Source organism: Kitasatospora sp. Root107, from assembly GCF_001424875.1.
Lineage (GTDB): Bacteria > Actinomycetota > Actinomycetes > Streptomycetales > Streptomycetaceae > Kitasatospora.
The window spans coordinates 2,533-25,400 of sequence record NZ_LMCT01000034.1; the positions used below are offsets into that span (position 1 = coordinate 2,533).

At 74.2% G+C, this 22,868-nt stretch carries 14 protein-coding genes; 7 read left to right on the forward strand and 7 right to left on the reverse strand.

The features are described from left to right. Window positions 1-480 precede the first annotated feature (480 nt). The 4 genes from ASC99_RS42260 to ASC99_RS25565 all read left to right on the forward strand — a co-directional run bounded on the left by ASC99_RS42260 (window position 481) and on the right by ASC99_RS25565 (window position 7,638). Window positions 481-2,436 carry a toxin glutamine deamidase domain-containing protein gene (locus tag ASC99_RS42260; RefSeq protein ID WP_369825173.1) on the forward strand — a complete coding sequence of 652 codons (1,956 nt, stop codon included), beginning with the start codon at window positions 481-483 and terminating at the stop codon, window positions 2,434-2,436. Between the two features lie 39 nt (window positions 2,437-2,475). Next, the coding region (locus tag ASC99_RS41155; RefSeq protein ID WP_235583138.1) for a hypothetical protein at window positions 2,476-2,880 on the forward strand (405 nt) is incomplete at its 3' end. A 1,544-nt stretch (window positions 2,881-4,424) separates the two neighbouring features. Beyond that, window positions 4,425-6,281, forward strand: coding sequence for a hypothetical protein (locus ASC99_RS25560; RefSeq protein ID WP_082598621.1), 1,857 nt, complete (start codon window positions 4,425-4,427; stop codon window positions 6,279-6,281). Window positions 6,282-6,336: 55 nt separating this feature from the next. Beyond that, window positions 6,337-7,638, forward strand: coding sequence for an SUKH-4 family immunity protein (locus ASC99_RS25565; RefSeq protein ID WP_057236254.1), 1,302 nt, complete (start codon window positions 6,337-6,339; stop codon window positions 7,636-7,638). Window positions 7,639-7,653: 15 nt separating this feature from the next. Here the strand turns inward: ASC99_RS25565 and ASC99_RS25570 are convergent, their stop codons facing one another. From ASC99_RS25570 to ASC99_RS25600, 7 genes are all read right to left on the reverse strand, one after another. Next, on the reverse strand, window positions 7,654-9,180 hold the full coding sequence (locus ASC99_RS25570) for a CehA/McbA family metallohydrolase (RefSeq protein WP_057236257.1): 1,527 nt from the start codon (window positions 9,178-9,180) through the stop codon (window positions 7,654-7,656). A gap of 93 nt (window positions 9,181-9,273) precedes the next feature. Continuing rightward, window positions 9,274-11,256: a hypothetical protein gene (locus ASC99_RS25575; RefSeq protein ID WP_057236260.1), complete on the reverse strand. Its 1,983-nt coding sequence runs from the start codon at window positions 11,254-11,256 to the stop codon at window positions 9,274-9,276. Then, the gene (locus tag ASC99_RS25580; protein ID WP_057236263.1) at window positions 11,253-12,389 is read right to left on the reverse strand and encodes a VWA domain-containing protein; all 1,137 of its coding nucleotides are present in this window, start codon (window positions 12,387-12,389) and stop codon (window positions 11,253-11,255) included. The genes ASC99_RS25575 and ASC99_RS25580 overlap by 4 nt, the downstream gene beginning before the upstream one ends. Then, window positions 12,386-14,686 carry a DUF5682 family protein gene (locus tag ASC99_RS25585; protein ID WP_057236265.1) on the reverse strand — a complete coding sequence of 767 codons (2,301 nt, stop codon included), beginning with the start codon at window positions 14,684-14,686 and terminating at the stop codon, window positions 12,386-12,388. The genes ASC99_RS25580 and ASC99_RS25585 overlap by 4 nt, the downstream gene beginning before the upstream one ends. Continuing rightward, entirely contained in the window at window positions 14,686-15,783 is a 1,098-nt protein-coding gene (locus ASC99_RS25590; RefSeq protein WP_057236268.1) for an AAA family ATPase, read from the reverse strand. Before ASC99_RS25590 ends, ASC99_RS25585 begins: the two co-directional genes overlap by 1 nt. 43 nt (window positions 15,784-15,826) lie before the next feature. Next, window positions 15,827-19,453: a DUF4132 domain-containing protein gene (locus ASC99_RS25595; protein ID WP_063857187.1), complete on the reverse strand. Its 3,627-nt coding sequence runs from the start codon at window positions 19,451-19,453 to the stop codon at window positions 15,827-15,829. An 86-nt stretch (window positions 19,454-19,539) separates the two neighbouring features. Beyond that, complete coding sequence (locus tag ASC99_RS25600) at window positions 19,540-21,150, reverse strand: alpha/beta fold hydrolase (RefSeq protein ID WP_200948423.1); 1,611 nt, start codon at window positions 21,148-21,150, stop codon at window positions 19,540-19,542. 139 nt (window positions 21,151-21,289) lie between these two features. On the opposite strand from ASC99_RS25600, the gene ASC99_RS25605 reads away from it, so the two are divergent. The 3 genes from ASC99_RS25605 to ASC99_RS25615 are packed head-to-tail and all read left to right on the forward strand — an operon-like array spanning window position 21,290 to window position 22,832. Next, complete coding sequence (locus tag ASC99_RS25605) at window positions 21,290-21,604, forward strand: hypothetical protein (protein WP_057236271.1); 315 nt, start codon at window positions 21,290-21,292, stop codon at window positions 21,602-21,604. 59 nt (window positions 21,605-21,663) lie between these two features. Beyond that, a complete protein-coding gene (locus tag ASC99_RS25610; protein ID WP_057236273.1) occupies window positions 21,664-22,506 on the forward strand; it encodes an SDR family NAD(P)-dependent oxidoreductase in 843 nt (280 codons plus the stop codon). Then, a complete protein-coding gene (locus ASC99_RS25615; protein ID WP_057236275.1) occupies window positions 22,506-22,832 on the forward strand; it encodes a hypothetical protein in 327 nt (108 codons plus the stop codon). Before ASC99_RS25610 ends, ASC99_RS25615 begins: the two co-directional genes overlap by 1 nt. Window positions 22,833-22,868 lie beyond the last annotated feature (36 nt).

The following is a 22,868-nucleotide window of genomic DNA, read 5'->3' on the forward strand; positions in this document are numbered from 1 at the left end:
CCGGCCCCGGCCGCCACCCCGGGTGGCGTGCCCGGCGGTGTGCCGCACGCGGGCAACCCGGCGGCCGCCAACCCGACCACGCCAGGGGCAGGCAGGCCCACCGCGCCGCCCACCCCGACAGCAGCACCGGCCGTCCAGCCGCAACGCCGCCCCGACCACGACGGCCCCACTCTCACCCCACGCCCCGCCGCCGACCGCGGCCCCGCCACCAACCGCCCCGACATCCCGTCGCGCCTCAACCCCACCCCGCGCCCCGAGGCAGCCCGGCCGGACAGCGCTCGCCCTGACATCCCGTCACGTCTCGACCCCACCAGCTCGAACACCCGCCCTGATGCGGCCCGTCCGGCCACCACCCGKCCCGACRTCGGTTCACGRCTGGACCCGCGCAGCTTCGTCCCGGTCTCGAAGCAACGGCGGAGACCGACCGAGCCCGACCCCACCGAGAGCCCGCGCCTGGCGGCCTGCCCGGGCCCGGACAGCGTGCGTCCCGATGCGACCCGCCCCGGCGGCACCCGTCCTGACATCCCGTCACGTCTGGACCCCACCGACTCGAACGCCACCCGCCCCGACACGGCACCGCCGGACAACACGAAGCCCGACATCGGCTCCCGCCTGGACCCCACCGGCCAGGACGCCGACCACTCGGCCGACCACCCCACCGAGAGCACGCCCGACTCGGGTCGGCCACTGTCCGAGAGCCGCCCGTACGACACGCCCGGTGGCCTCGACCGGACCGATCCGCAGCACCAGCAGGACCTGGAGAGCCGGGTCCCGAGGAACCCGGACGGCACCCCGCAGCGGCACCCCGACCCGAACGGCGACTGGCCCGGGGCGGTCAACGGTGATGGGCACCGCGCCCCCGGCCGGGACAACAACTGCCTGGACGTGGCGCTCTCCACCGCGGACACCTACAGCGGCAACCCGACCGCCGCCGCGCCGCGCAACGACACCGGCCCGGACGGGGAGCAGGGCGGCCGCGACCGGGCGGAGCGTCAGCTCGGTGCGCCGTTCCGGGACATGGGCGACGGTGACCAGGCGTTCCGGCGGATCGAGGACCAGCTCCGCGAGTCCGGTCACGGTTCGCAGGCGGTGATCGTCACGCAGGACGCCAACGGCCGGGCGCACGCGTGGAACGTGGTCAACCACGACGGCAAGATCACCTACCTCGACAACCAGACCGGTCAGCGCAGCGACAAGCCCCTGCACAACGGCGACAACGGCGTCTTCGCCGTCGCCCTCGACCCGGACCGCCGCCCGCTGCCGGCGGACGGCGACACCCGGGACGGTTCCCCGGACCGCCCGGGCGACGGCACCGAGCGTCGTCCCGAGGACCCGGCGGGCAACCCCGAGCGTGAGTCGAAGGGCTCGGCCGAGTACGACCAGCGGCAGGACAAGGACCAGAAGCACTACGGGATGGAGCCGGACGCCACCCAGCAGCACACACGCGGGACGAACGAGGTCGCGCAGACCAACACCGAGTCCGCGCACCAGTTCCTCGAAGGCCACATCGACAATGGCCAGCTCGCCAAGGTGCTGGACGAGGCGGCCCAGCGGGCCCATGGGACTCCACCCCAACTCGGGTTCGACAAAAAGGAGTTGGGAGCCAAGCTGCCCGGCTTCAATGACCTCTCACGCGGTGAGCAGGGTGCTGTCGTGGCGGCCATGGGCCGGCTCAGCCTGGGCTTCCACGAGGCCCACGCCGTGGGTGCCAGCCCGGAGCACGCCGCCAGGCCCTACGAGAACGATCCCAACATCGACCGGTCCGAGACGATGTCGCCGAAGGAGCAGAAGAAGCACGTGAACGACGCCGCGGCGTCGACCGACGACACCTCGCGCGGCGTGGTCTATCACGCGAGCCAGGACTTCCGGACGGCCGGTCCGCCGTCCGGCGGCGCCGCGCCGGCACCTGCCCACCTGGTCCGCGAGCATCTGGTGGCGGACCCCCGGTTCGGTGGCCGGGAGGGGGTTTACGACCTCGCCTCGGGGCCGGGGCGCGGGGATCACCGGCCGGACTTCTCCGGCAAGAACTTCGCGGTGATCGAGGTGGTCGACTCCGACGGCAACAGCCGCTACGTGGTGGACAGTTCGATCCCACGCAACTCGGTCGGCCGACGGCCCGAGCACTCCGAGCCGCACCTGGGCCGCTGGATCGACCGGCTCAACGAGAACCAGCAGGCAGGCGACTACAAGGTCGTCAGCCTTTACACCGAGCGCGAACCGTGCGGCAACAAGCCAGGCCATGCGGGCTGCTCGGGGTACATCGCGGAGCGGATGCCCGGAGTGGCCATCGACTACGGTGTGGGGTACCGGAAGGGGGTGCAGACCGGTGACGGGACGCACGCCGACAGCCAGTCCAACATGACTCGGGACGCTCAGGCGGACCTGAACCGTCTGGGGACGATCTGGGCCCGCATGGCGCAGGCCGGTCAGCTGTAGCACGCACCCCCGAGACGACGACCAGCAAGGAAGACGGCTGTGACGACAGGCGATTGGACGCAGGCCACAGACCGCGAGGCGGCGGCCAGGACCGTACGGGACTGGGCGGCAGCCGGCACGGGCCGTCGGGTGCTGCTGCTCGGCGGCGCGCGCGGCTCCGGCCGGACCACGGTGCTGCGGGACACGCTCGGCTCGTCGCCTGGGGTGGTCCTTGTCGACTGTGCGGCGCAGGAGGTGGAGGCGGTCGCCGCGTCGGTGCTGCGCGCGCTCGGCGTGGACGGTCCGGAGACGGCGCGCGGGACGTTCCGTGAACTGGTGGCGAAGGCGGCCCCGGTCACTGGAGTGGTGCTGCTGAACGGTCAACTGGCCGGCAGCTACCGCGGCTCGGCGGCACCGCAGGCCCTGCTCGACGGCGTGGTGCGCCACCTGGTCGGACGGTCCGGCNNNNCTGGTCCTGGTCGGACGGTCCGGCCCGGCCGGGTGGGTGGCCGTCGAAGCCGACCCGGCCGCACGGGTCGACTGGGCCGAAGCCACGGCGGTGGCCCTGCCGTCGGGGCCCGGGTTGCCGCCGGTCGCCGACGATCCGCGCGCCGAGCGCAGCTTCGATCCGCAGGACCTGCCGGAGTTGATCGGGCAGGCCGGGTTCCTGGTGAGCGTCGACCGGGCGGAGTTGCTGGACGCCCTGCCGCTGGCCTGGCCGGGCGGGGTTCCGCACAACTCGCTTGCCGCGGACGTGTTCTACCTGGACGTGCTCGGAGTGCGACCGGACCCGGCGCAGCGCGGCGAGTGGCTGGCGGCGTTGCACCACCGGCTGCTGTCGCAGGGCACCGACTCTCCGGCCGGCGAGTCGGCCGTGCAGCTGGCGGCCGAACTGGCGGCCGCGGCCGACCTCCCCTGGCGCACCGTCTGGAGCCGTTGGTTCCCAACCGGCCGTTCGGGCTTGGTGCGGGCCGTCCCGGGGCCGGTCGAGACGGCCGAGCCCGGCCTGCTCGACGGGCGGCAGGTGGTGGTGAGCCAAGATCTCGATATTCCGGACGAGGACGTGGACGCGGGCATCGTGCCGGCCCGGACCTCGTACGTCTGGGACCGCGCGACGGGCGAGTTGCTCTCCGGACCGCACCGTCGCACCGCTCACCAGGCCACCGCACCCGCCGTCCAGGCCGAGGACGGCTGGGAGCGGCTGAGCTGGAGTCAGGGCCGGCTGCGGGCGGGCGGGGTGGCCTGTGCGCCGCGCTTCCCGTTCGAGGTGACCGGCGGTGTGCGCAGTGGCGACGACCTGCTGCTGGCCGGCACCAACGGCCTGTTCCGGATCGAGCTGCTCGCCCCGGTCGACCCGGACGGTCCAGCCTGGGCGAGCGAGCCGCTGGTCGAGCCGCTCGCCTTCGAAGCGCCACGCGCGCTGCCCCCGGAGGCGTCCGCGCCCACTGCGGAGTGGCTGGCCGGACCGTTCACCGGCAGTTGGCAGCCCTCCGCCGACGAACTGCCCGAAGGGCTGGTCGACCCCGGCGCACGGGAGTTTCTGAGCCGGATCGGCGTGCCACTGGCGGCCGGGCGGGGCACCCTGTGGACCTCGCAGCTGCCGGAGGAGGGCCTGGCGGAGTGGGACCAGGAGTCCGACGAGGACGGCGGCACCCGCCATCTCTACCGTCTCGGCCAGTGGCTCGGTGGTGACCTGTTGCTCGACGGCGCGCGCGGCGAGGTGTTGCTCGAGGACTACGACGGGGACACCGAGCACGCCGCCACCTCGCTGACTGCGTTCTTCGTCATGCTCCGACTGTTCTGCGACCCCGGGCGGGTGATCCGGCAGGTCAACCGCCGGTACGCGGCCGAGCAGGTCGACCGCTGGCTGCGCACCGTGGACGCCGAGGCCGTCGAGGGCTCCTGGCACGTCCTGCTGCACGAGCAGCACGACCTTGACCCCGGCCTCTGGGGCGAGGAGAAGTAGTCCGCATGTGTCCGCACCGATTCGTCCAGTCCGGAGAGCAGAAGTGACCGTTCCGACCGACCCGACCATGACCGCTCACCAGCCGCACCCGTTCATCGGCGGCCGGGCGGTGGCGCTGCGTGCGCTGGCCGCCTGGCGGGCGGGGACCGGGCCGCGTGCGGTGCTGGTCACGGGTGGCGCGGGCAGTGGGCGGTCACGGTTGCTGACCGGGTTCCTGATGCTCTGTGAGCCGGGGTACCGCGAGCGGATCGAGCTGGCCGCGCTCGACCCGGTGACGGTGCCGCCGGAGGGGTTGGCGGCTCCGCAGGTCTTCGGCGCGGCCGGGCTGACGGCGGCTCAGCTGCTCTGGCTGGTCGCGGACGAGCTGGTGCCGGGGGCGGACCGGGTCGAGGAGGTGTACCGGCGGCTGGCCGAGGCCGAACCGATGGCGGTGCCGGTGGTGATCGCCGACTGCGACCGAGCGGGCGTCCTGCCGGGCCCGGGGGAGGTCACGCAGGTGACGACCGAGGTGCTGCTGCCGCTGGCGCTCGCGCCGGGGGTGCGGCTGCTGGCCGAGGTACCGCGCGCGGAGGCCGAGCGGCTGGCGAAGGAGGTGCCGGGCGATCAGCTGTTGGTCATCGATCTCGACCAGGACCCCTGGCGGGACCCAGCGGCTCTGCTGCTCCAGGCTGAGCACACCATCGAACAGCAGGGCACCGCCCGCCAGGTGGCGCAGACGGCGGAGAGCGCACTGGTGGTGCGGCTGGCCACCTGGTCGGCCCGGGCCGTGCCAGGGGTCCCGCTCGGTCTGCCCGGCGGGGTGGGCGACGCCATCGATCTGCACGCGGAGCGGTGCGGGATGGACGAGCTGACGCTGCGTCGCTTGCTGGCGCCGCTCGCGCTGGCCGGGCCCGAGGCCGCGCTGCCGCTGGAGCTGTGGGCACCGCTGGCCTCCTCGGTGGCGGGCAAGGACCTCGGTCCTGTACTGGCCGCCGGGCAGCAGTTGTTGCTGCCGTTCTTCGAGCTGACCGGGGACGACCAGCACCCCGAGGTGCGGATCGTCCACCCGGCGGTCGCCGACGAGCTGCGCGACCGCTTCGGCGGCGCCGTCCGCGAGGTGCAGCGGCGGATCGCCACCGCGTTGCTTGCCACCCTGGAGGGCGAGGGCCCAGAGCGTTGGCGGGACGCCGCGCTGTACGTGCGGGAGCAGCTGGCGGGGCATGCGCTGGAGGGAGGGCTGTTGGCCGGTCTGCTGGACGACGCCGGCTTCCTGCTGCACGCCGAGCAGCTGCGGCTGCGCGCGGCGGTCGATCAATTCGCTTCGGCGGGTGGCGAGTTGCCGTCGCTGGCGCGGACCTGGCTGCGGTTGGCGCCGCTGTTCACCCGACAGGGCCTGCGGCCGGAGCTGCGGGCGGGACTGTTGGAGCACGGAGCCCGTCAGGACGGAGTGGAGGTCCCAGGGTTGGGCGTCGGGCTGCCCTGGCGCACGCTGTGGGCGCGGCCGCTGCCCGGGGTGCGGGCGGTGACGGCGTCGGTGGGCCCGGACGGACGGTCGGCGCTGGTCGCCTACCGGCCGGAGCCGGGCACGGGCGCGGAGGCCGAGACCGAGGGGATACCGGGTCTGACGGCGTACGACGCGCTCACCGGGGAGCAGCTGGATTTCGATCCGGAGGCCCTGGCCCGGCCGTCCGAGGAGCAGCGGGCGGCGGCCGGCCTGGCGCTCAGCACCGGCGGGGACTACCTGCGGGTGTGGGCGGTGGGGGAGGGCGGCGTGACCGGTGATCCGGTGGCGGTGTTCCTGTCGGCCGGGCCGCTCGGCGGGGCCGACCTGACACCCGACGGCCTGCTGCTGCTGGCGGACGCGACCGGGGTGAGCGTGCTGCGGTTGGCGGTCCCGGCCCCGGTGACTGCCCCGGCCTGATCAGCCCGTCCACTACCTTTGACCATTCCGAACGGCGCAGAAGGAGAACGACCGCGTGACGACCCGTGAGCAGGCGATCGAGGCGGCCCACCAGTGGATCAACGGTGCCCGGCCCGAGGAGCAGTGGCACCGGATCGGCGTGCACGAGTTCGACCTGGGCTGGGTGCTGTGGCCCGAGCAGCCCGCCGTGGCGGAGCAGGCGGCGGTCGGGGAGCGGCGCGCCCCCACCGAGATCGGCAGCGCGTGCGCGGTGGTCGACCGGGAGACCGGCGAGCTGACCCACTGGCCGTCGGTGCCGGTGGAGGAGGTCGTGCAGCTCTACCGTGACAAGCTCGGCGCCGGTTCGTACGATCCGGCCCGCCCGCCGGTGGTCGGTCCCGGCGCGACGGCCGTGCTGACCTACCGGGATGCGCAGGGCGAGGAGCAGAGCCTGTTCCAGATCTCCGCGCCCGGCCACGGACACCCCGAGGTGCGGGCCTGGCGCAGCCTCCAGCAGCAGGGCGTGAGTCCCGAGGACGTGCTGGCGGTCTACACCGACCTGCGGCCGTGCGAACTGCCCGGCGGCTACTGCGCGGCCGTGCTGCTGGCCGAGCTCCCGGTGGCGTCCTTCTCCTACGGGCACGACTACAGCCCTCGCTACGACCGTCGGGCCGCCGCCGTGCGGGCGCTGACCGACGCCACCGAGAACACGTTCCGTTCAGCCGGTCGCCCGGTGCCGCCGCGCCCCAACCGGGTACCGTTCCCGCGCGCAGTCCCCGCCGCCGAGCCCGAGCGGGACGCCGCGCTCGGCCGTCGGCTGGCGGACCAGTTCGGCGCCGAGGGCGTGCACCGCTTCGACGCCGACGACACCGCCGCCAGCCCGCTGCCCGAGGCGGCCCGGGGCACCCTGGTGTGGGCCGGACTGCCGACCCGGGTGGACGGCTTCTTCGAGCTGCTCCCCGGCCTGCCGGACGTCGCCGCCCACCTCGCCGCCACCGGCCGGGGCCCCAGGGTTCCCGAGCGGACCCGGGCGGTGCTCGGCGAGTACGTGCTGCTGGGCACCGACGGCCACGCGCTGGTCGCCGTGCAGTGCGGCGACGGCGGCACGGGCACCGGCCTCGGGGTGGGCCGGCTCTGGGCGGTCGACCCGGACAACGGCAGCGGCCGCTACCTGAACGCCGACCTCTCCGCGTACCTGCGCTGCCTGGCGCTGTTCGCCGAGCGGCGCCCGACCCTGGGCGGACTGTCCCCGCAGGACGCGGCCACGGTGGTCGAGGCTCTGCAGCGTGACCTCGCCGCTTTGGACGGCACGGTCTTCGAGGACCCGGAGAACTGGTGGGCCGTCATTGTCGAGCAGCTCTGGGACGGGCTGCTCTGATGCTTTGGCCGGGCGTCAACTCCGCTCGAGGAAAACCGGGTTGGTGAGCGCGGCCATCGGTCCCCAGGGGAGGTCGGGCCCCATGCTGTTGCCCTTGCCGGGCGTGCCGTCGGCCTTCGGGTGGCGGACCTCGGCCCGGACGTAGGCGGCCAGCGAGGCGGTGGTCCGCCAGCTGACGGTGGCCTCGCCGGAGGCGGGCAGGGGCTCCTGGCGGAGCTGGCCCTCATCGGTGAGCAGGCGGACGGTTCCGTTCGGCACGCCGGCGACGGTCAGCCGGATGTCCACGGGGGCGTCGGCGGGGACGGTGAGCCGCTCGCCGATCCCGGCCTGCCGTCCGTGGCCGGTGGCGGTGAGCTCCAGCCGGACGGCGGGGGAGCCGGCGATCCAGCTGCGGCCGGCCCGCAGGCCGTCCAGGATGTGATCCCGGGTCAGGTCCTCGGCCAGCACCACCGTCTGCGGGGCGCCGATCGGCTGCGGGCTGCTGTGCGCGTCGCTGTTGCCGATCGCGGGCAGCCAGCGCCGGCCGTGCCGGACCGCCTCGGCCAGCCGGGCGTCCCAGGTGTCGAGGGCGGACTCGTCGTCGTACGTCCAGGGGCCGTTCCACACCTCCACCGCGTCGGCCTCCTCGTAGCCGAACTTCCACTGGCAGGCGACGTAAGGGCAGTACGGGTGCGCGGGCACCACCAGGCCGCCGTGGGCGCGGACCTGACGGGTGAACCGCTGGTGCACCTCGTCCCTGGCCCGGTACCGCCAGTCCACCCACTGGCCGGGCCGGACCCCGAGCGCCAGCCAGTGACCGTTGCGGGTGGTGACCTCCTCGCCCGGGATCACCAGCAGGTCCTGGCCGGCCAGCTGGCCCCAGTGGGCGTGTGCGGAGGAGGTGTTGTGCTCGGTGGAGACGATGAAGTCCAGGCCCGCCGCCCGGGCGCCCGCCGCGACCTCCTCCGGCAGCCGGCGGCCGTCCGAGTGCACGGTGTGCAGGTGGCAGTCCCCCCGGTACCAGGCCCGGCCGCGCCCGCGCGCCCGCTCCGCCGGGTAGGCCGGTACGAAGGCCGGCCCCGGCTCGCCGAGCCGGAACGTCACCTCCACCCGGTACGCCAGCCCCTGTGGCGCCACCTGGTACGGGCCCAGGACGACGTGCCAGCGCCCCGGCCGGACCGGGCCCGGCAGATACCCCGGGGTGGCCCGCTCCCGGCTGATCGCGAACTCGGTCCTGAACCCGCCCGACCAGCCCCGGAAGCCGGGGCCGCCGAGCTCGGTGCCGCGCTCGTCGAAGATGCCGATGTCGCAGGAGTTCCCCGGCGTGCCGGCCGGTACCGGCGGCCGGTCGTACTCGTACCTGACCGCCAACTCCCGTACGCCCGGCGGGACCTCGACCGGCAGATACACGAAGTCCGCCGCCCCGGTCTCCAGCCGCCCGGTCAGCACCACCGTCCGCTCACCGCCCGCCGCCTGCGCGACCCCGGCGCCCAGGGCCACCCCCGCCAGCGCGCCCGCCACCGCGCCCGCCCGCAGCACGTCCCGCCGTCGGATGCCGTCCATCAGCCACTCCTCCGTAGACCCGGATCCCACCGGACCCACCCCTACCCCGGCGAGTGAACGCCGGGCGAGCGGGGGACCACCATCGGGAGGCGGTCAGTCGGACGTGCCTTCGGCGTGCAGTTCGGCGGCGATCGCCAGATACAGCTGAGCCTCCGTCCAGGCGGCCGGGGTCGCCGCCGGGCCCGGTTCCTGACATGTGGTCAGGACGGCGCGCAGCAGTCCTGCGCCGTCCCGCAGCCCGACCCGGTCCAGCCGGGTGGCGGTGTCGGCCAGGCCGTCGAGCAGTGACCGGTCGAGGTGCCGGAGCCCCTGGTGGGCGAGTGCGGCGAGGGTGGCAAGACCCGCCGTCAGCGCGTCCAGGATCGGGTCGGCCGGCCGCTCCGGGACCACCCCGAGTGCGGTGCTGCCGGAGCCGGGGGAGAGGTCGGGCACGGTCACCCCGTCGGCGGTCAGCACCGCGATCGGGTCGAGCAGCAGCCCGCCGCCGGAGCGACGCACCACCGCGGCGATCCGGTGGACCTCGCCCCGCAACGCCCGGGCCAGCGCGTCCAGTGCGCCGGGCGCGAAGGGGTTGTGCGCAGCCAGCACGGTGGCCCGGGCGCCGTTCGGGTCCAGGACGGTGGCGTGCAGGGTCTGCTCGGCCGGGTCGTAGCCGATGTCCTCGACCCCGGCGACCTCGACCAGGTGCACGTCCTCGGCCTCGACCCGGGGCCGGATCAGCCGGGGCGGCAGCCGGTCGAGCCGGGCCGCGTGGGCCGCGAAGTCCCGGATCAGCACCGGCTCGGCGAGCCCCGTCCAGGAGGTGCCGACCGGGGTCACGCTGTTCGCCCCGACCCGGCCCCGGGCGACGGTGACCGCCCGGCTCGCCGTACGGGTGGCGTTCTCGCTGACCAGGTTGGCGCTTGCGAGCGCGCCGAGCGTGCTGCCGAGCAGCCGACGGCGCGTCAGTTCGGGCCCGTCACCCTGCTGACCATCGGTCAGTTCCCAGCGTCGGCCCAGGACCAGGACCGTCCCGGCGTCGGCGGGTGCGAAGAACACCTCGGCGACCCGCTCCCGCTCCGTCCCGCCGATCCGGCAGCCGAGGGCGACCAGCCGGACCCGGCGCAGCGGCGTCTCGCCCGACTCGTGGGAGCCGAGCACCCTGGCGGCGGCGGTGGTGTCGCTCTGGGCGGCGCGGTGCCTGGCGTGCAGTTCGGCGAGCAGCAGGGCGTGGCGTTCGGGCCGGTAACGGGCGCTCCGCCCGGCATGGTCGTCCACCTGTCCGGCCAGCTCGGCAACGGCACCGGCCGGCCAGTGCAGGCCCTCCGCCACGAGGTCCTCGGCGCAGCGCCGCAGCGCACCGACGAACACCGGTCCGGTGTTGACCACCCCCTCCAGCAGCAGTTCGTCCGCGAGGTCCAGCGCCGGGCCGAGCCCCGCCGCACCGGTGGGCGAAGGGCGGCCACCGACGTCCAACTCCACGTACGAGCCGGTCAGTCCGCGCTCGTCCGCCGCGCGGAACGCCCAGACGGCCAGCGCCACCGCCTCGCCCCGGCGGTCCGCCGAAGCCTCGGTGAGGGCGTAGCCGAGCTCGCCCGGGACGGGGAACCGGACGGTGCAGGTGGGGAGTTCGGCCCGGGGGACCGGCTCGGCGGGGGTGGCCCGGTACAGCCGGACGGGGTAGCCCCGGTCGAAGCTGCGCCGGGCGGTGGCCAGCGAGCGTTGGCCGACCGCGACGGCCAGGGCCTGGTCGTCGGTGGCGCCGGGGGACCAGTCGGGCGGGGTGGCGTCCGGGCTCCCGGGGGCGGCTGGGCTCGAGGTGATGGCCTCGCGCTGGTGGGCCAGGACCAGGCCGACCAGGTGGCGGCAGGCTCCGGCCGCGCCGCAGCCGCAGCCGCCGTCGGCCGGGCCCGTCCCCGGTGGCAGCACCGTCTCGGTACCGTCGGGGAAGCGGGCGTGCAGCGTCCCGTCGGCACCGACCGAGACCGTCGGGCCCTGGCCCGCGTCCAGCTCGCGGGCGGCGCGTTTGACCAGGCCCCGGTTGGTGAGCGCGGCGAGCGTGTCGAGGTCCAGGGCGAGCAGGTCGGTGCGGCTCATCGGCCGAGCCGTTCGGCGACGAAGGCGGCCAGCTGACCCGGCGTCATGGCGCCCACCTGGGCACCGACGTCCGCCAGCTGCTGGGCCAGCTCCCGGTCGTAGACCGGGTCGGCCTGCTCGTCCAGGGCGGCCAGCGCGAGCACCGTGGTGCCCTGCTCGACCAGGTCGCGGACGCTCCGGACCAGGCGGTGCTGGTCGCCGCCCTCGTAGAAGTCGCTGATCAGCGCGACGATGGCGCGGCGCGGCCGGTCGATCAGACCGGCGCCGTAGTCGACCGCCCGGGCGATGTCGGTGCCGCCGCCCAGCTGGACCCGCATCAGCAGCTCGACCGGGTCGGTGACGTCGGCGGTCAGGTCCACCACGCTGGTGTCGAAGGCCACCAGATGAGTCCGCAGCCCCGGCAGGCTCCACAGGCAGGCGGCGGTGACCGCCGAGTGGATGACCGAGTCGACCATGGATCCCGACTGGTCGACCAGCAGCACCAGTTGCCACTGCTCCAGGTGCCGACTGGTCCTGGAGTGGAAGCGCGGCTGCTCGATCAGCAGCCGCCGCTCGGCGGGCTGATAGTGCTTCAGATTCGCCCGCACGGTGGCCCGGAAGTCGAAGTCCCGGGCGAGCGGCACCCGGCTGGGGCGGGCGGACCGGCTGCCGGTGAAGGACCGGCGGACCTCGGGCGTGAGCCGCTCCAGCAGCTGCCGCACCACGGCCTCGACGATCCGCCGGGCCAGGCCGAGCACCTCCGGGTTCATCAGGTGCCGGGTGCGCAGCACCGCGCGCAGCAGGGTGGGGTTCGGCTCGACCCGCTCCAGCACGGTCGGGTCGGTGACGATCTCGTGGATCTCGTAGCGTTCGACCGCGTCCCGCTCCAGCCGCTCGACGGTCTCCTTCGGGAACAGCCGGTGGACGTCGTCCAGCCAGTCCACGGCGGTGACCGCCGACGGTCCGTCACCGCCCTCGCGGGTGTCGGTGCCCCGGCGCACGCCGCGCCGCAGCTGCTCCTCGTCCCGGCCGTAGAGCCACTCAAGTGCCGCGTCACGGGCGCCGGCCTCGGCGCCCAGCGGGCCGGTGTGCCGCTCGGCCGGTGCGCCGAGGATCAGCCGCCAGCGCTCCAGGCCGGCGTCGGGGGCGGTCATCGCGCGGCCCGCAGGCCGTGCCGGTCGATCCGGTGCCGCACGGAGTCCTCCAGGTGCTGGGCCCGTGCGATCAGCAGCGGGTCGGCGGTGGTGCGGAGCAGGGAACGGGCGGAGCCGCGCAGCCCGCGCCGTTCGATCAGGCTGCGGGCGACCTGCTCGCGCTCGCGCGGCGGGAACCAGGCGAAGGCCTGGCGCAGCGAGGGCAGCGCGACCAGGAACTCGCGGTCCGTCATGGCGCTGACCAGGCCGTCCAGGACGGGGAGCAGCGCCTCTGCGTCGGCCTCGGGTGAGGCCCCCGGTGCGGTCAACTCGCCCCGGGCCAGCACGAACAGCCCGCCCAGCCAGTCGCCCAGCCGCTCCGGGGCACCCGCCGCGCGGACGGCGGCGGCCCGGTCGGCGGCCTGGCCCAGCGCACAGCGCAGGCCGAATGCGGCGCCGCGCAGGTCGTCCGGTGCTCGCCCGTCCTCGCTGATCCGGCCACAGACCCGGCCCGCCGTCTCCCGGGTGACGGTGAGCAACTCCTCGGCGTGCAGCAGCGCGTCCCGCACCCCGACCAGGGCGCGCAGCCGGTCGAGCTGCGGCCCGGCGGGGCCGTGCAGGCCCTCCGCCAGCCAGAGCACTCTGCCCACGGCGCCGTCGATCACCTCGGCGAGCAGCGGGCTGCGGGCGACGCCGTACACCCGGTCGTGCCGCCACAGGCCCAGGGCGGCCCCCAACGCCTCGCCGAGCGGCCCGAGTTCGCGCTCCGAGCGGACCCCGGCGGCGAGTGCGGCGACCACCTGCTCGGCGAGGCCGGTGGCCCCGCACAGGACGGCGTCGAAGAGCAGACCGGCGGGCCCGGGGCCGTCGGCGCCCAGCCGCAGCCCGAGGGCGGCGGTGGCGGCCTCGGCCAGACTCGCGCCGTACCCGCCTGCCTCGATCAGTGCCGCCTCCCGGCCCGCAGCCGGTGCGGGCTCCCAGCGTTCGGTGAGCACCGGGTCGGCGCCGTGCGTGGGCCCCTCGGTCCGTACCAGGCCGGGTACGCCGAGCACCCGGAGCCGGTGCAGGACGCGTGAGCGCTCCAGGTCGGCGGGGTCGGTGAGGCGCAGGGTCAGCGGCCGGCCGTCGGCCAGGCCGAGCCCGGCCAGCCGGGCGGCGACGTCGTGCACCAGCGGCGGCAGCGGGGTGTCGGGGTGCAGGGCCCCGACCCGGTCGCCGCCGCAGGCCCGCACCAGCTCGACCACCACGGGGTGGGTGCCCGGGGTGAGCGGGCCCCGGCGGGCCCACGGCAGCGGCTGGTCGAGGTCGTCGTTCACCAAGGTGCCCGCCAGGCCGTCCAGCACGTCGAGCCGGGACGGCGCGGCATGCCCGCGCAGGGTGGCCAGCCCGGCGGTCAGCCCACGGGCCGCGATCAGGTCGGCCGTGGAGACCGGGTGCCGACGGGCCCGCAGGCGCTCGGCCACCGAGCGGAACAGCCCGTCGGCGGCGGCCTGGTGGCCGTCTTCCCAGACCCGCTGGTAGTACCCGGGCGAGGGCATGCCGGACTGGTAGCCGACGAACGCGTCCAACTGCCGGAACGAGTACGGCACCAGGAAGCTGCCGCCGACCGCGCCCTCGGGCGGGACCGGGACGGCCGGCCAGCCGTCGGTGGGGCTGCCGTCGGCGGGGCCGCCCGAGGCCACCAGGGTGCGCAACGCCGGGCGGTGGAAGCCACCGGTCACCACCAGGACGGGCCGTTCGCCCGCCTCGGCCAGCGCGGCCCGGACCCAGGCGGCCATGTAATCCTCCCTGGCCCGGTCGCCCGGCGCGGCCTCGGTGTCGCCCCGGACCACGTCGAAGTACGTGTCCAGCCGCTCGGCCAGCCCGGCGAGATCCGGCGTGGGGGCCTCGAACAGCTCGTCCCAGAGCGCGTCCACCGAGTCGACGGCGAACCGCTCGCACAGCCGCCCGGTCGCCTCGGTGTACCGGGCCTCGGCGTCGGCGTACCGGTTGGTGCGCTCCTCGAAGGCCGGGTGCCAGGCGGGCAGGTCGATGAACCGCAGCTCGGCGCCGGCCGCCCGACCCGCCGTCAGCGCGACCCACTCGGGGGAGTACTCGCACAGCGGCGTCCAGGAGGTGGCGGCCCGCCGGTCGTCCCGGTGGTGGCTGAACACGGCGATCGGCAGCCGGTGGCCGAGCAGCAGCTCGTCCAGCCGGTCGTTCATGTCCGCCGGGCCCTCCACCAGGACGTACGCCGGGCGCAGCGTCTCGATCGCGTGCGCGACCAACCGGGCGCAGGCGGGGGAGTGGTGACGCACCCCCAGGAACTCCGCAGTCATCAGCCGGCCAGCAGATGGCGGGCCGCGTGCAGGGCCTGCCAGTGCGGACCCTTGCGGCGGGACACCCGCTGCTCGAGGTAGCGGCGGAGCCGGGCGAGGTCCTCGGGGCTGTCCTTCGCGGCGGTGCCCGCCAGGCAGGAGACCAGGTCGGACGCGTCGCCCGGCTCGCCGCGCAGGAACCAGGCCCGGACGCCCATTGCGTGCGCGACCGAGACCGCTTCCGCCGTGCTCATCACGGCGGCCAGCCGGTCCATCGAGGCGCCCTCCCGGGTGGCGCCGGAGCGCAGCTCCCGGAAGGTGGTGACCAGCACCTCCAGGACGTCCCGGTCCGGCGGTGCCTCGACACCCGAGCGACGCAGCAGAGCTGCCGACTCGGCCTCCACCAGGGCGAGTTCGGTGTCCAGGTCGGCGATCGGGAAGACCGTCTCGAAGTTGAAGCGGCGTTTGAGGGCCGCACTCATCTCGTTCACCCCCCGGTCCCTGGTGTTCGCGGTGGCGATCACGTTGAAGCCCTGGCGGGCGAAGACCATGCCGTCGATGCCGTCCAACTCCGGTACCGCCAGCACCCGTTCGGAGAGCAGCGAGAGCAGGGAGTCCTGCACCTCGAGCGGGCAGCGGGTGATCTCCTCGAACCGGACGATCCGGCCCTCGGCCATGCCGCGCAGCATCGGCGCGGGCACCAGTGAGCGGGTGGACGGCCCTTCGGAGACCAGCAGCGCGTAGTTCCAGGAGTACTTGATCTGGTCCTCGGTGGTGGCCGCCCCGCCCTGCACGGTCAGGGTGGAGGAGCCGCTGACCGCCGCCGCGATCAGCTCGGAGAGCAGGGACTTGGCGGTGCCCGGCTCGCCGACCAGCATCAGACCCCGGTCGGTGGCGAGAGTGACCAGCGCGCGGTCGACCAGGCCGGTGTCGCCGACGAACTTGCGGCTGACTCCCGCCGCTTCGTCGCCGATGACGAAACGGCGGGCGGCGCGCAGGCTGAGCTGCCAGCCGGGCGGCCGGGGGTCGCGGTCGTCCGCCCGGAGCGCGGCGAGCTCCTCGGCGTACCGGACCTCGGCGGGCGGGCGCTGGATCCGGTCCGGCGTGGGAGGGGTCATGGCGAGGCGGTCCTTCGTGTGGTCAACTTGGTTGGGCGGCTGGTCAGTTGCCGGTGAGCTCGGTGAGGTCGGCGAGCAGCTCGGAGGCGATCACCGGGTCGAGGTCGCCGAAGCGCAGCTCGTACGTGCGGCTCGACCAGTGGTCGCAGGGGCTGGTGTCGAGCCAGACCGTCTCGATCATGTTCTCGGGGATGAGGTCGATGGCTCCGACCGCGATGCCCTCCTCCGGTGCGAGCACCAGGTACTTGCCGGGCCCGAGCCGGCGGGAGATCCACCGCTCCACTCCGGCGTCCTGGGGCTCGCCGCGATCCCAGCCGCGCCGCTGCAGGCCGAGCAGCTTGACGGTCGGCACCTTGATGCCCTCGAACCGGTGCAGCCGGGCGCCGTCGGCCTCCTCATCGCTCAAGGCGTGGACCGCGCGCCCGAGTTGCGGGAACGGCTGGAGGATCTCGTAGTCCGCGAACAGCTCCGACCAAGCCGCCAGCTCCTCGCCCAGGTGCAGTGGATGGGCGAGCCGCACCACCGCGTCCCCGGGCAGGGTCAGGGTCTCGTCCTCGACACCGGCGAAGCTGCGGTCCTCGGCCACCCGGAAGGCGACGGTGCGGCCGTCGGCGTCCGAGAGCCAGACCAGACGGCGCACCAGGTGCCACAACAGCGGGTGATCGACGAAGAGTTGGCCGAACTCCAGCGCCGTCCAGGAGCGCTGCTCGACCATCGCCGCCTCCAGCCGGCGCACCTGGTCGGCCGCCACCGTACGGACGTCCTTCTTCAGAGCAGCGAAGCGCTTGCGCTCGGCGGGTGCCAGCTCCGCGTCGTCCCGGGCCCCGGGGGCCGGCAGGTCCTTGCGGCGCTTGCCGTCCTCGTCCAGCACGTACGGCTTCAGCTGCTCGTCGAAGCCGACGGTGAACCGGCGCGGACCGTAGTCGATCACGGTGCTGCCCTGGGCGTCCAGGCCGAAGTCCGGCACCAGCCGGTCGGCCAACTGCTCGGCGGACAGGCCGAGTCCGGCCGCCACCTCGGCGATCTTCTCCTGGGCCCGGGTCTTCAGCGCCTTGAACTTCACCCGCTGGGCGATCCCGTGCAGGTGCAGCAGCGCGACATCGCTGCCGATGTCGGCCAGCACCTCCAGACCCTCCACCGCCCGCTGGTGGGCGCCCTCGCCCGGCCAGTTGCGGACCACCGGCGTCAGCCGGCGTACCGTCTCGTCGTCGCCGAGCCAGCCGAGGGCCCGCACCACCCAGGAGTCCTTGGCCGGCATCCCGGCCAGCCGCCACTGCTCGAACAGCGCCCAGCCGAACCCGGCCAGCGACTCGCCGGTGCAGTGCCCGCGCACCTCGGCCACCCCCGGGTACACCGCACCCGGCCGGGAGATCGCCAGCATGGTGACCAGGTGCCGGACCGACTCCGACGGCAGTGCGCCACCGGAGCGCAGCTCGATCTGCGGCAGCAGCTGCACATCCGCCCAGTCGCCGACCACCGGCAGCCGGGTCGGCAGCGCGGCCTCCAGCGGATCGGCCGTCAGCAGGACCTCGACGGCCTGCGCCGCCTCTGCTCCGAAGCCGGCCGCCGCGCCCCGAACCGCGTCCAGGCCGTGCACCGCGACGATCAGCCGCAGCGCCCCCTCCGCACTGCGCCGGGCCGCCCCCGGCGCGCCCAGCGCGTCCGGGATCAGCAGCGCCGCCGCAGCCACTCCGTGCCGGGTGAACCACGAACGGGCAGGGGCCGCAGCCGATTTGAGCCGGACCAGCCAGTCCGCCATCAGCCGGGCGACCTCGGCGCTCAGGAACGGGAACAGCAGCGGAGCCATCGTGCCGGGCTGGGCGGCGGCCATCCGCTGCGCCATCGGCAGCGCGGCCAGGCCGTGCCGGGCCACCACGGGCTTGAGCGCGTTCACGCCGTCCCAGAGGTACTCCGGGCCCGCCCAGGCGGCGAGCAGTGGCTCCACCAGCTCCACCGGCCCCCGGACGAACAGGCCGATCTCCTGGTAGGCGCCGAGCCTGCCCTGACGCTGCTGGCCGGCCAGGTTGCGCCAGTCGGTGCGCTCGTCCGGCTGCCAGTCGGAGAACCCGGACGTGGTGCCCGCCCAGGCCTCCTGCTCCCCGTCCCGCCAGCGCAGCTCGGCTCCGGCGTCGAGGGCCAGCCCGGTGACCACGGGCGGCTTGCCGCCGGACCGCTTGCGCGTCCACGGCGGGCTGGTGAGCAGTGCGGGCAGCGCCTCGGCCGACGCGTCCGGTATCCGCTCCGCCTGCTTCGCCAGTGGTGCCACCAACTCGGCCACGGCCGGGTCGAGTTCGGGCAGCACCTGGAGCACCAGCTCCTGATGGGCGGCGACGTGGACGGGCAGCAGCCGGCGGGCCTCCGCTGCGGCGGGCGTGGTGCCGGTGGACGCCTCGGCCAGCATGCGCAGCGCCCGGAGCGGGAACCGGCGCGCGGCGGTCAGGGTGGCGGCGCGCACGTTCCGGTCCTCCAGCCGCTCCAGCAGGGCGCCGAACGCCTCGTCGGAGGGCAGCTCGGCCAGCGCGTTCGCCAGTGACTTGAGGGTGTCGGAGTCGAAGTACGACTTCTGCAACTCCTCGATCAGCAGCGGAGCCGTGGCCGCGCCGAGGCCGTCGGCGATGGTGCCGACCGTGGCCACCGACCAGCCGTGCCAGGACAGGTCGGCCCGGCCGCCGAGCTGCGCGACCTGCTCGGTCGAGTTGATCGAGCCGAACAGCATCGAGCGGAGCGAGGGGATGTGCCTGAGCCCGATGCCGAGCTTCTCGCAGCACTCCGCCACCCAGCCGGTCTCGCTCGGCACCAGGTAGGAGACCACGATCCGGCGCCGCGCGTTGTCGCGGACCCCGGCCAGCGCGGCGACCGTGGCCAGATAGGTGTCCTCGTCGGCGACCGCGAGCAGCGCCCGGATCCGGTCGGCTGCCGGCCTGCGCTCCTCCAGCCCCGGCGCGCTGTCCGGCGGGGACCGTCGGACCACCGGCTTGCTGGTCCGGTACCGCTGGGTCGGGCCGTGGCCGTCCATCCCGAGGAACTCGACGGTGGCCAGGGCGGCGAAGGTCAGCCCGTGCGCGAGAACCCAGGCGTCGGCGGTCACCCGGTGGTTGGTGTCCGCGTTGTCGGTGAGTGCGGCGAGGACCGCCGCTCCGAGCGGGTTGGCCTCGCCGGCCTGGTGCCCCCGGGCGGCGGCGACCAGGGCCTGCTGGCTTTGGTCGTTCGACAGCGACCGCTCGATCCACTCGGCGCCGTCCGCGAAGCGCTGCTGCAGCTTCTGCACGGCGTCCTTGGCGGGCGGGGTGACCGAGCGGGGGGCGCCGCCACGGCGGGGGTGCAGGGCGCGGAGCCAGTTCGCCGGCATGACGAAGGTGTCCTCGTCCGGGCGCTCGGGGGTCAGCTGAGGCGGCGTCACCGGTGCCACTGGTGCGACTGGCGCGGCGTGGGCGGCCGGGGCCTGCTGCGGGAGGGCCTCGGCCGCACCGGTCTCCCGGTACCCCTTGCGCTCCTTCTCCGCGACCACCTTGGCCAGGTGGGCAAGCGCGGCCTCCGCCGAGGCGAACTCCTTCACCTGCTCCCGCCCGGCGGTCCCGTTCCGCCCGAAGCGGACCGTCACGGCGCAGCCCTCGGCCGCCGCCTCCCAGAACTTCGCCGAGCCCTCCCCCACGTACTCCCAGCGCCGCACGGTCGTCTCCTCGCCCACAAGAATGATCGGATGACCAAACCGTAGTCGTACTGACCGACAGCTCCTCGGGGTTCAGTGCTGCTGGGTCAGACGGGCATCGGGAACGCGTCGGCGTCGGGCTTGAGCAGCTGGCCCGGCTGGGGCGCGACCTGGTCGACCAGGTACGAGGTGACCAGCGCGCTGAGCGCCTTGCTCCGGCCGACCGCGCAGTGCTCGACCACGTCGACGCTGACCAGTACGGCGTTGCTGAGTTCGCGCTGCATGTTCTGGGCGAACTTGTACTGGGTGGCCGGGTCGTAGAGGTTGCCGATCACCATGACCGGGTTCGCGGTCCGCTTGTTCCACGGCCCGGTGTAGCGCTCCACCTGGCGGGCCGGGGCCGGCCAGGTCGAGCAGGCGGGGCCGTCGAAGGCCTGGTAGCGGCCGAAGGTCGGCGAGCCCAGCTCCCAGGCCCGCGCGATGAGCGGGAACAGCTTCGGGTTCGACGGGTACGGCTTGTCCTGGCAGTTCACGCCGTAGTACGAGTCGTCGCTGGTGTAGGGGGTCTCCGCCGGGGCCTCCCGGAGCGCGTTGGGCGCGAGCACGGCCAGGGCGCTCGCCTCGCTCGGCTCGACGGCCTGGGCGGACCGAGCGGCGATCGAGGGCTGGGCGTTGATCGCCTGGTCGAGCGCCTGCAGCGACCGCGCCAGCGGGGCCTGCCGGCTCTGCGCGTACAGGGCGTTGGCGACCTGGCTGGTGAAGGTGCTCAGGGTGACCGTCGAGCCGTCCGGGAGGGTGACCGGGTCGGTGCGCAGGTGGTCGCGGATCGCGTCGAACTTCGCCCGGGTGTCACCCTCGGCGAAGGCGCAGCGGGGGGCGCCCGCGGTGTGACAGCGCGACAGGAAGGCGTCCAGCGCCAGCTCGAAGCCGTCGGCGCGCTGCCGGTCGTACTCCAGGCCGTTGGCCAGGCGCAGCTGGGGGTCGACGTTGCCGTCGATGATCAGCGCGCGCACCTTGCTCGGGTACATGTTGGCGTAGGTGGCGCCGATCAGGGTGCCGTACGAGAACCCGGCGTAGGTGAGCTTGCTGTCACCGACGGCCTGGCGCATCCGGTCCAGGTCGCGCACCACGTTCATGGTGGACATGTGCTTGATCAGCTCGCCCGCGTTGCGGCCGCAGGCGTCCGTGTAGTCCTTGGTGGCGGCCAGCGTGCCGGTGACCTCCGCCGAGGTGACGGGGACTCCGGTCATCCGGTCGAAGACCGCGGTGGCCTCCTCGTCGGTGGTGAAGCACTTGAGCGGGTTGCTCCTGGCGACACCGCGCGGGTCGAAGCCGACCAGGTCGAAGCTGGCCGTCACCCGGGGCTCGAACCGGGTGGTGGTCGCCCACAGGTACCCACTGCCACCGGGGCCACCGGGGTTGAGGAACAGCGAGCCGATCCGCTTGGCCGGGTCACTTGCCCGGCGCCGCATCATCGCGATGCCGACCTTCTCGCCGTCCGGCTTCGCGTAGTCCAGCGGGACGGGGTAGACGGCGCAGTCGTAGATCTTCGGGTCCGGCTTGGACGGGTCCGGGTTGCACGGGGTCCAGGTGACCGGCGCGACCTTCTCGGCGGTGCTCTCCGCCGGCGCTGCGGACGCCGTGGCGGTGGTGCCGGCGAGCATCACGAGCGCGCTGGTGAACGCCACTGCGATGGTCGATATGCGTATGCGTACCAAGGGATCCTCCTCTGTAGCTGCAAAACGCGCCCATGCTGACAGGTCGCGATCAACGGGGGAAGACCCGGATGAGCTATGGATTTCTTGTAACGGGTGCGCCTGGGGCGGTCATTGACGGGGTGTCTCCTACCCTCGCTGCATGACCGAGAACGAGATCAAGCTCAAGGCCATCGCCGCGCTCACCGCCCTGCGCGGCGGAGTCGGGACGGATTACGCCTCTGACCTGCTCGGCGAGGTGATCCCGGACTACTTCATGGTGCCCGCCGACGCCGATGCCAACGAGATCGGCCGTGCCGTCCTGGGGCAGTTGTCGAAGCCGCTGAGCGCCTTGATCACCGGATTCGTGCTGGCCTTCGAGGCGGTGGCGGACGTCTACGAGGAGAGCGGTCCGGAGGTCTCGACGGAACTGATCCTCCAGGCGCTCGCCCTGCAGCTCGCCGTCGACGAGGAGTAGTCGGCGTTCGCATATGATCACCCGGCCCACCCAGCCCCGGCACCGGAGAGGGAACACCCATGGCCGACCAGCGAGTTGTCATTGTCACCGGCGGCGGCAGCGGAATCGGCGAGGCCACCGCCCGACTGCTGCGCGCCTCCGGCCACCAGGTGGTCGTCTCCGGACGGCGGCCCGAACCGCTGCACCGGGTCGCCGAGCAGACCGGAGCCGTGGCGTACCCCTCGGACACCACCGACCCGGGTGCGGTCGAGGCCCTGGTGGACGTGGCGGTGTCCCGGTTCGGACGGCTCGACGGCCTGGTGGTCAACGCCGGGATCGGACGGCCCGGCGCGGTCGGCGACCTCTCGCCGGCGGACTGGGAGGACGTCATGCGGACCAACGTCACCGGGCCGTTCCTGCTGCTGCGGGCGGCGCTGCCACACCTGTTGGAGAGCTCCGCCGGTTCAGTCGTCGCGGTCGCCTCGGTCTCCGCGCTGCGCAACGGGTTCGGCAACGCCGCGTACGCGACGTCGAAGGCCGCGCTGCTCCAGCTCTGCCGCTCGCTCGCCGTCGACTACGGCCACCGGGGGCTGCGCGCCAACGTGGTCTGCCCGAGCTGGGTCCGGACCGAGATGGCCGACCGGCCGATGACCCGGCTGGCCGAACGGGCCGGGTTGGACGGTGTCGAAGCGGCCTATAAGGAGGCCACCCGTCTCAACCCGGCCCAGCGGGCCGGCGAGCCGCACGAGGTCGCCGAGGCGATCAGCTGGCTGCTCTCGCCGGCCGCGAGCCTGGTCAACGGCGCCGTACTGACGGTCGACGGCGGCATGACCGCACTCGACCCGGGCACGGTCGCGTTCGACTTCCGGGTCGAACCGCGCCACAACGGCGGCCCGACCGCGGCGGGCGGCCAACACCCCTGATGGACGGTTACCACGGCACCGCGACGCTCGAGTGGTGGGCCAACCCGCTCTCCTGCCTGGGCAGTTACCGGGTGACTCTCGCCGTCACGGTGGCCGGCGGCGACTGGAGGGGCGTCGCGGTCCCGGACAGCGGCAGGTCGGAGCGGGCCCGGGAAGGCTTCGACTTCCTGATGCTCGTCGATCCGGTCTTCACCCTGCGCTTCCCGGACGACAGCACCCTCCTGGTCGACGTGGTCGCTGTCGGCGAGCACCTCGTCCTCAGCGCCGTCGGGACCGAACTGACGGCCGATCGTGAGGCCGGCCGGGGAAATGAAAGTGGCGGGTAGGGCGAGTACTTCGCACGCGACAGTGTGAAGATTGAC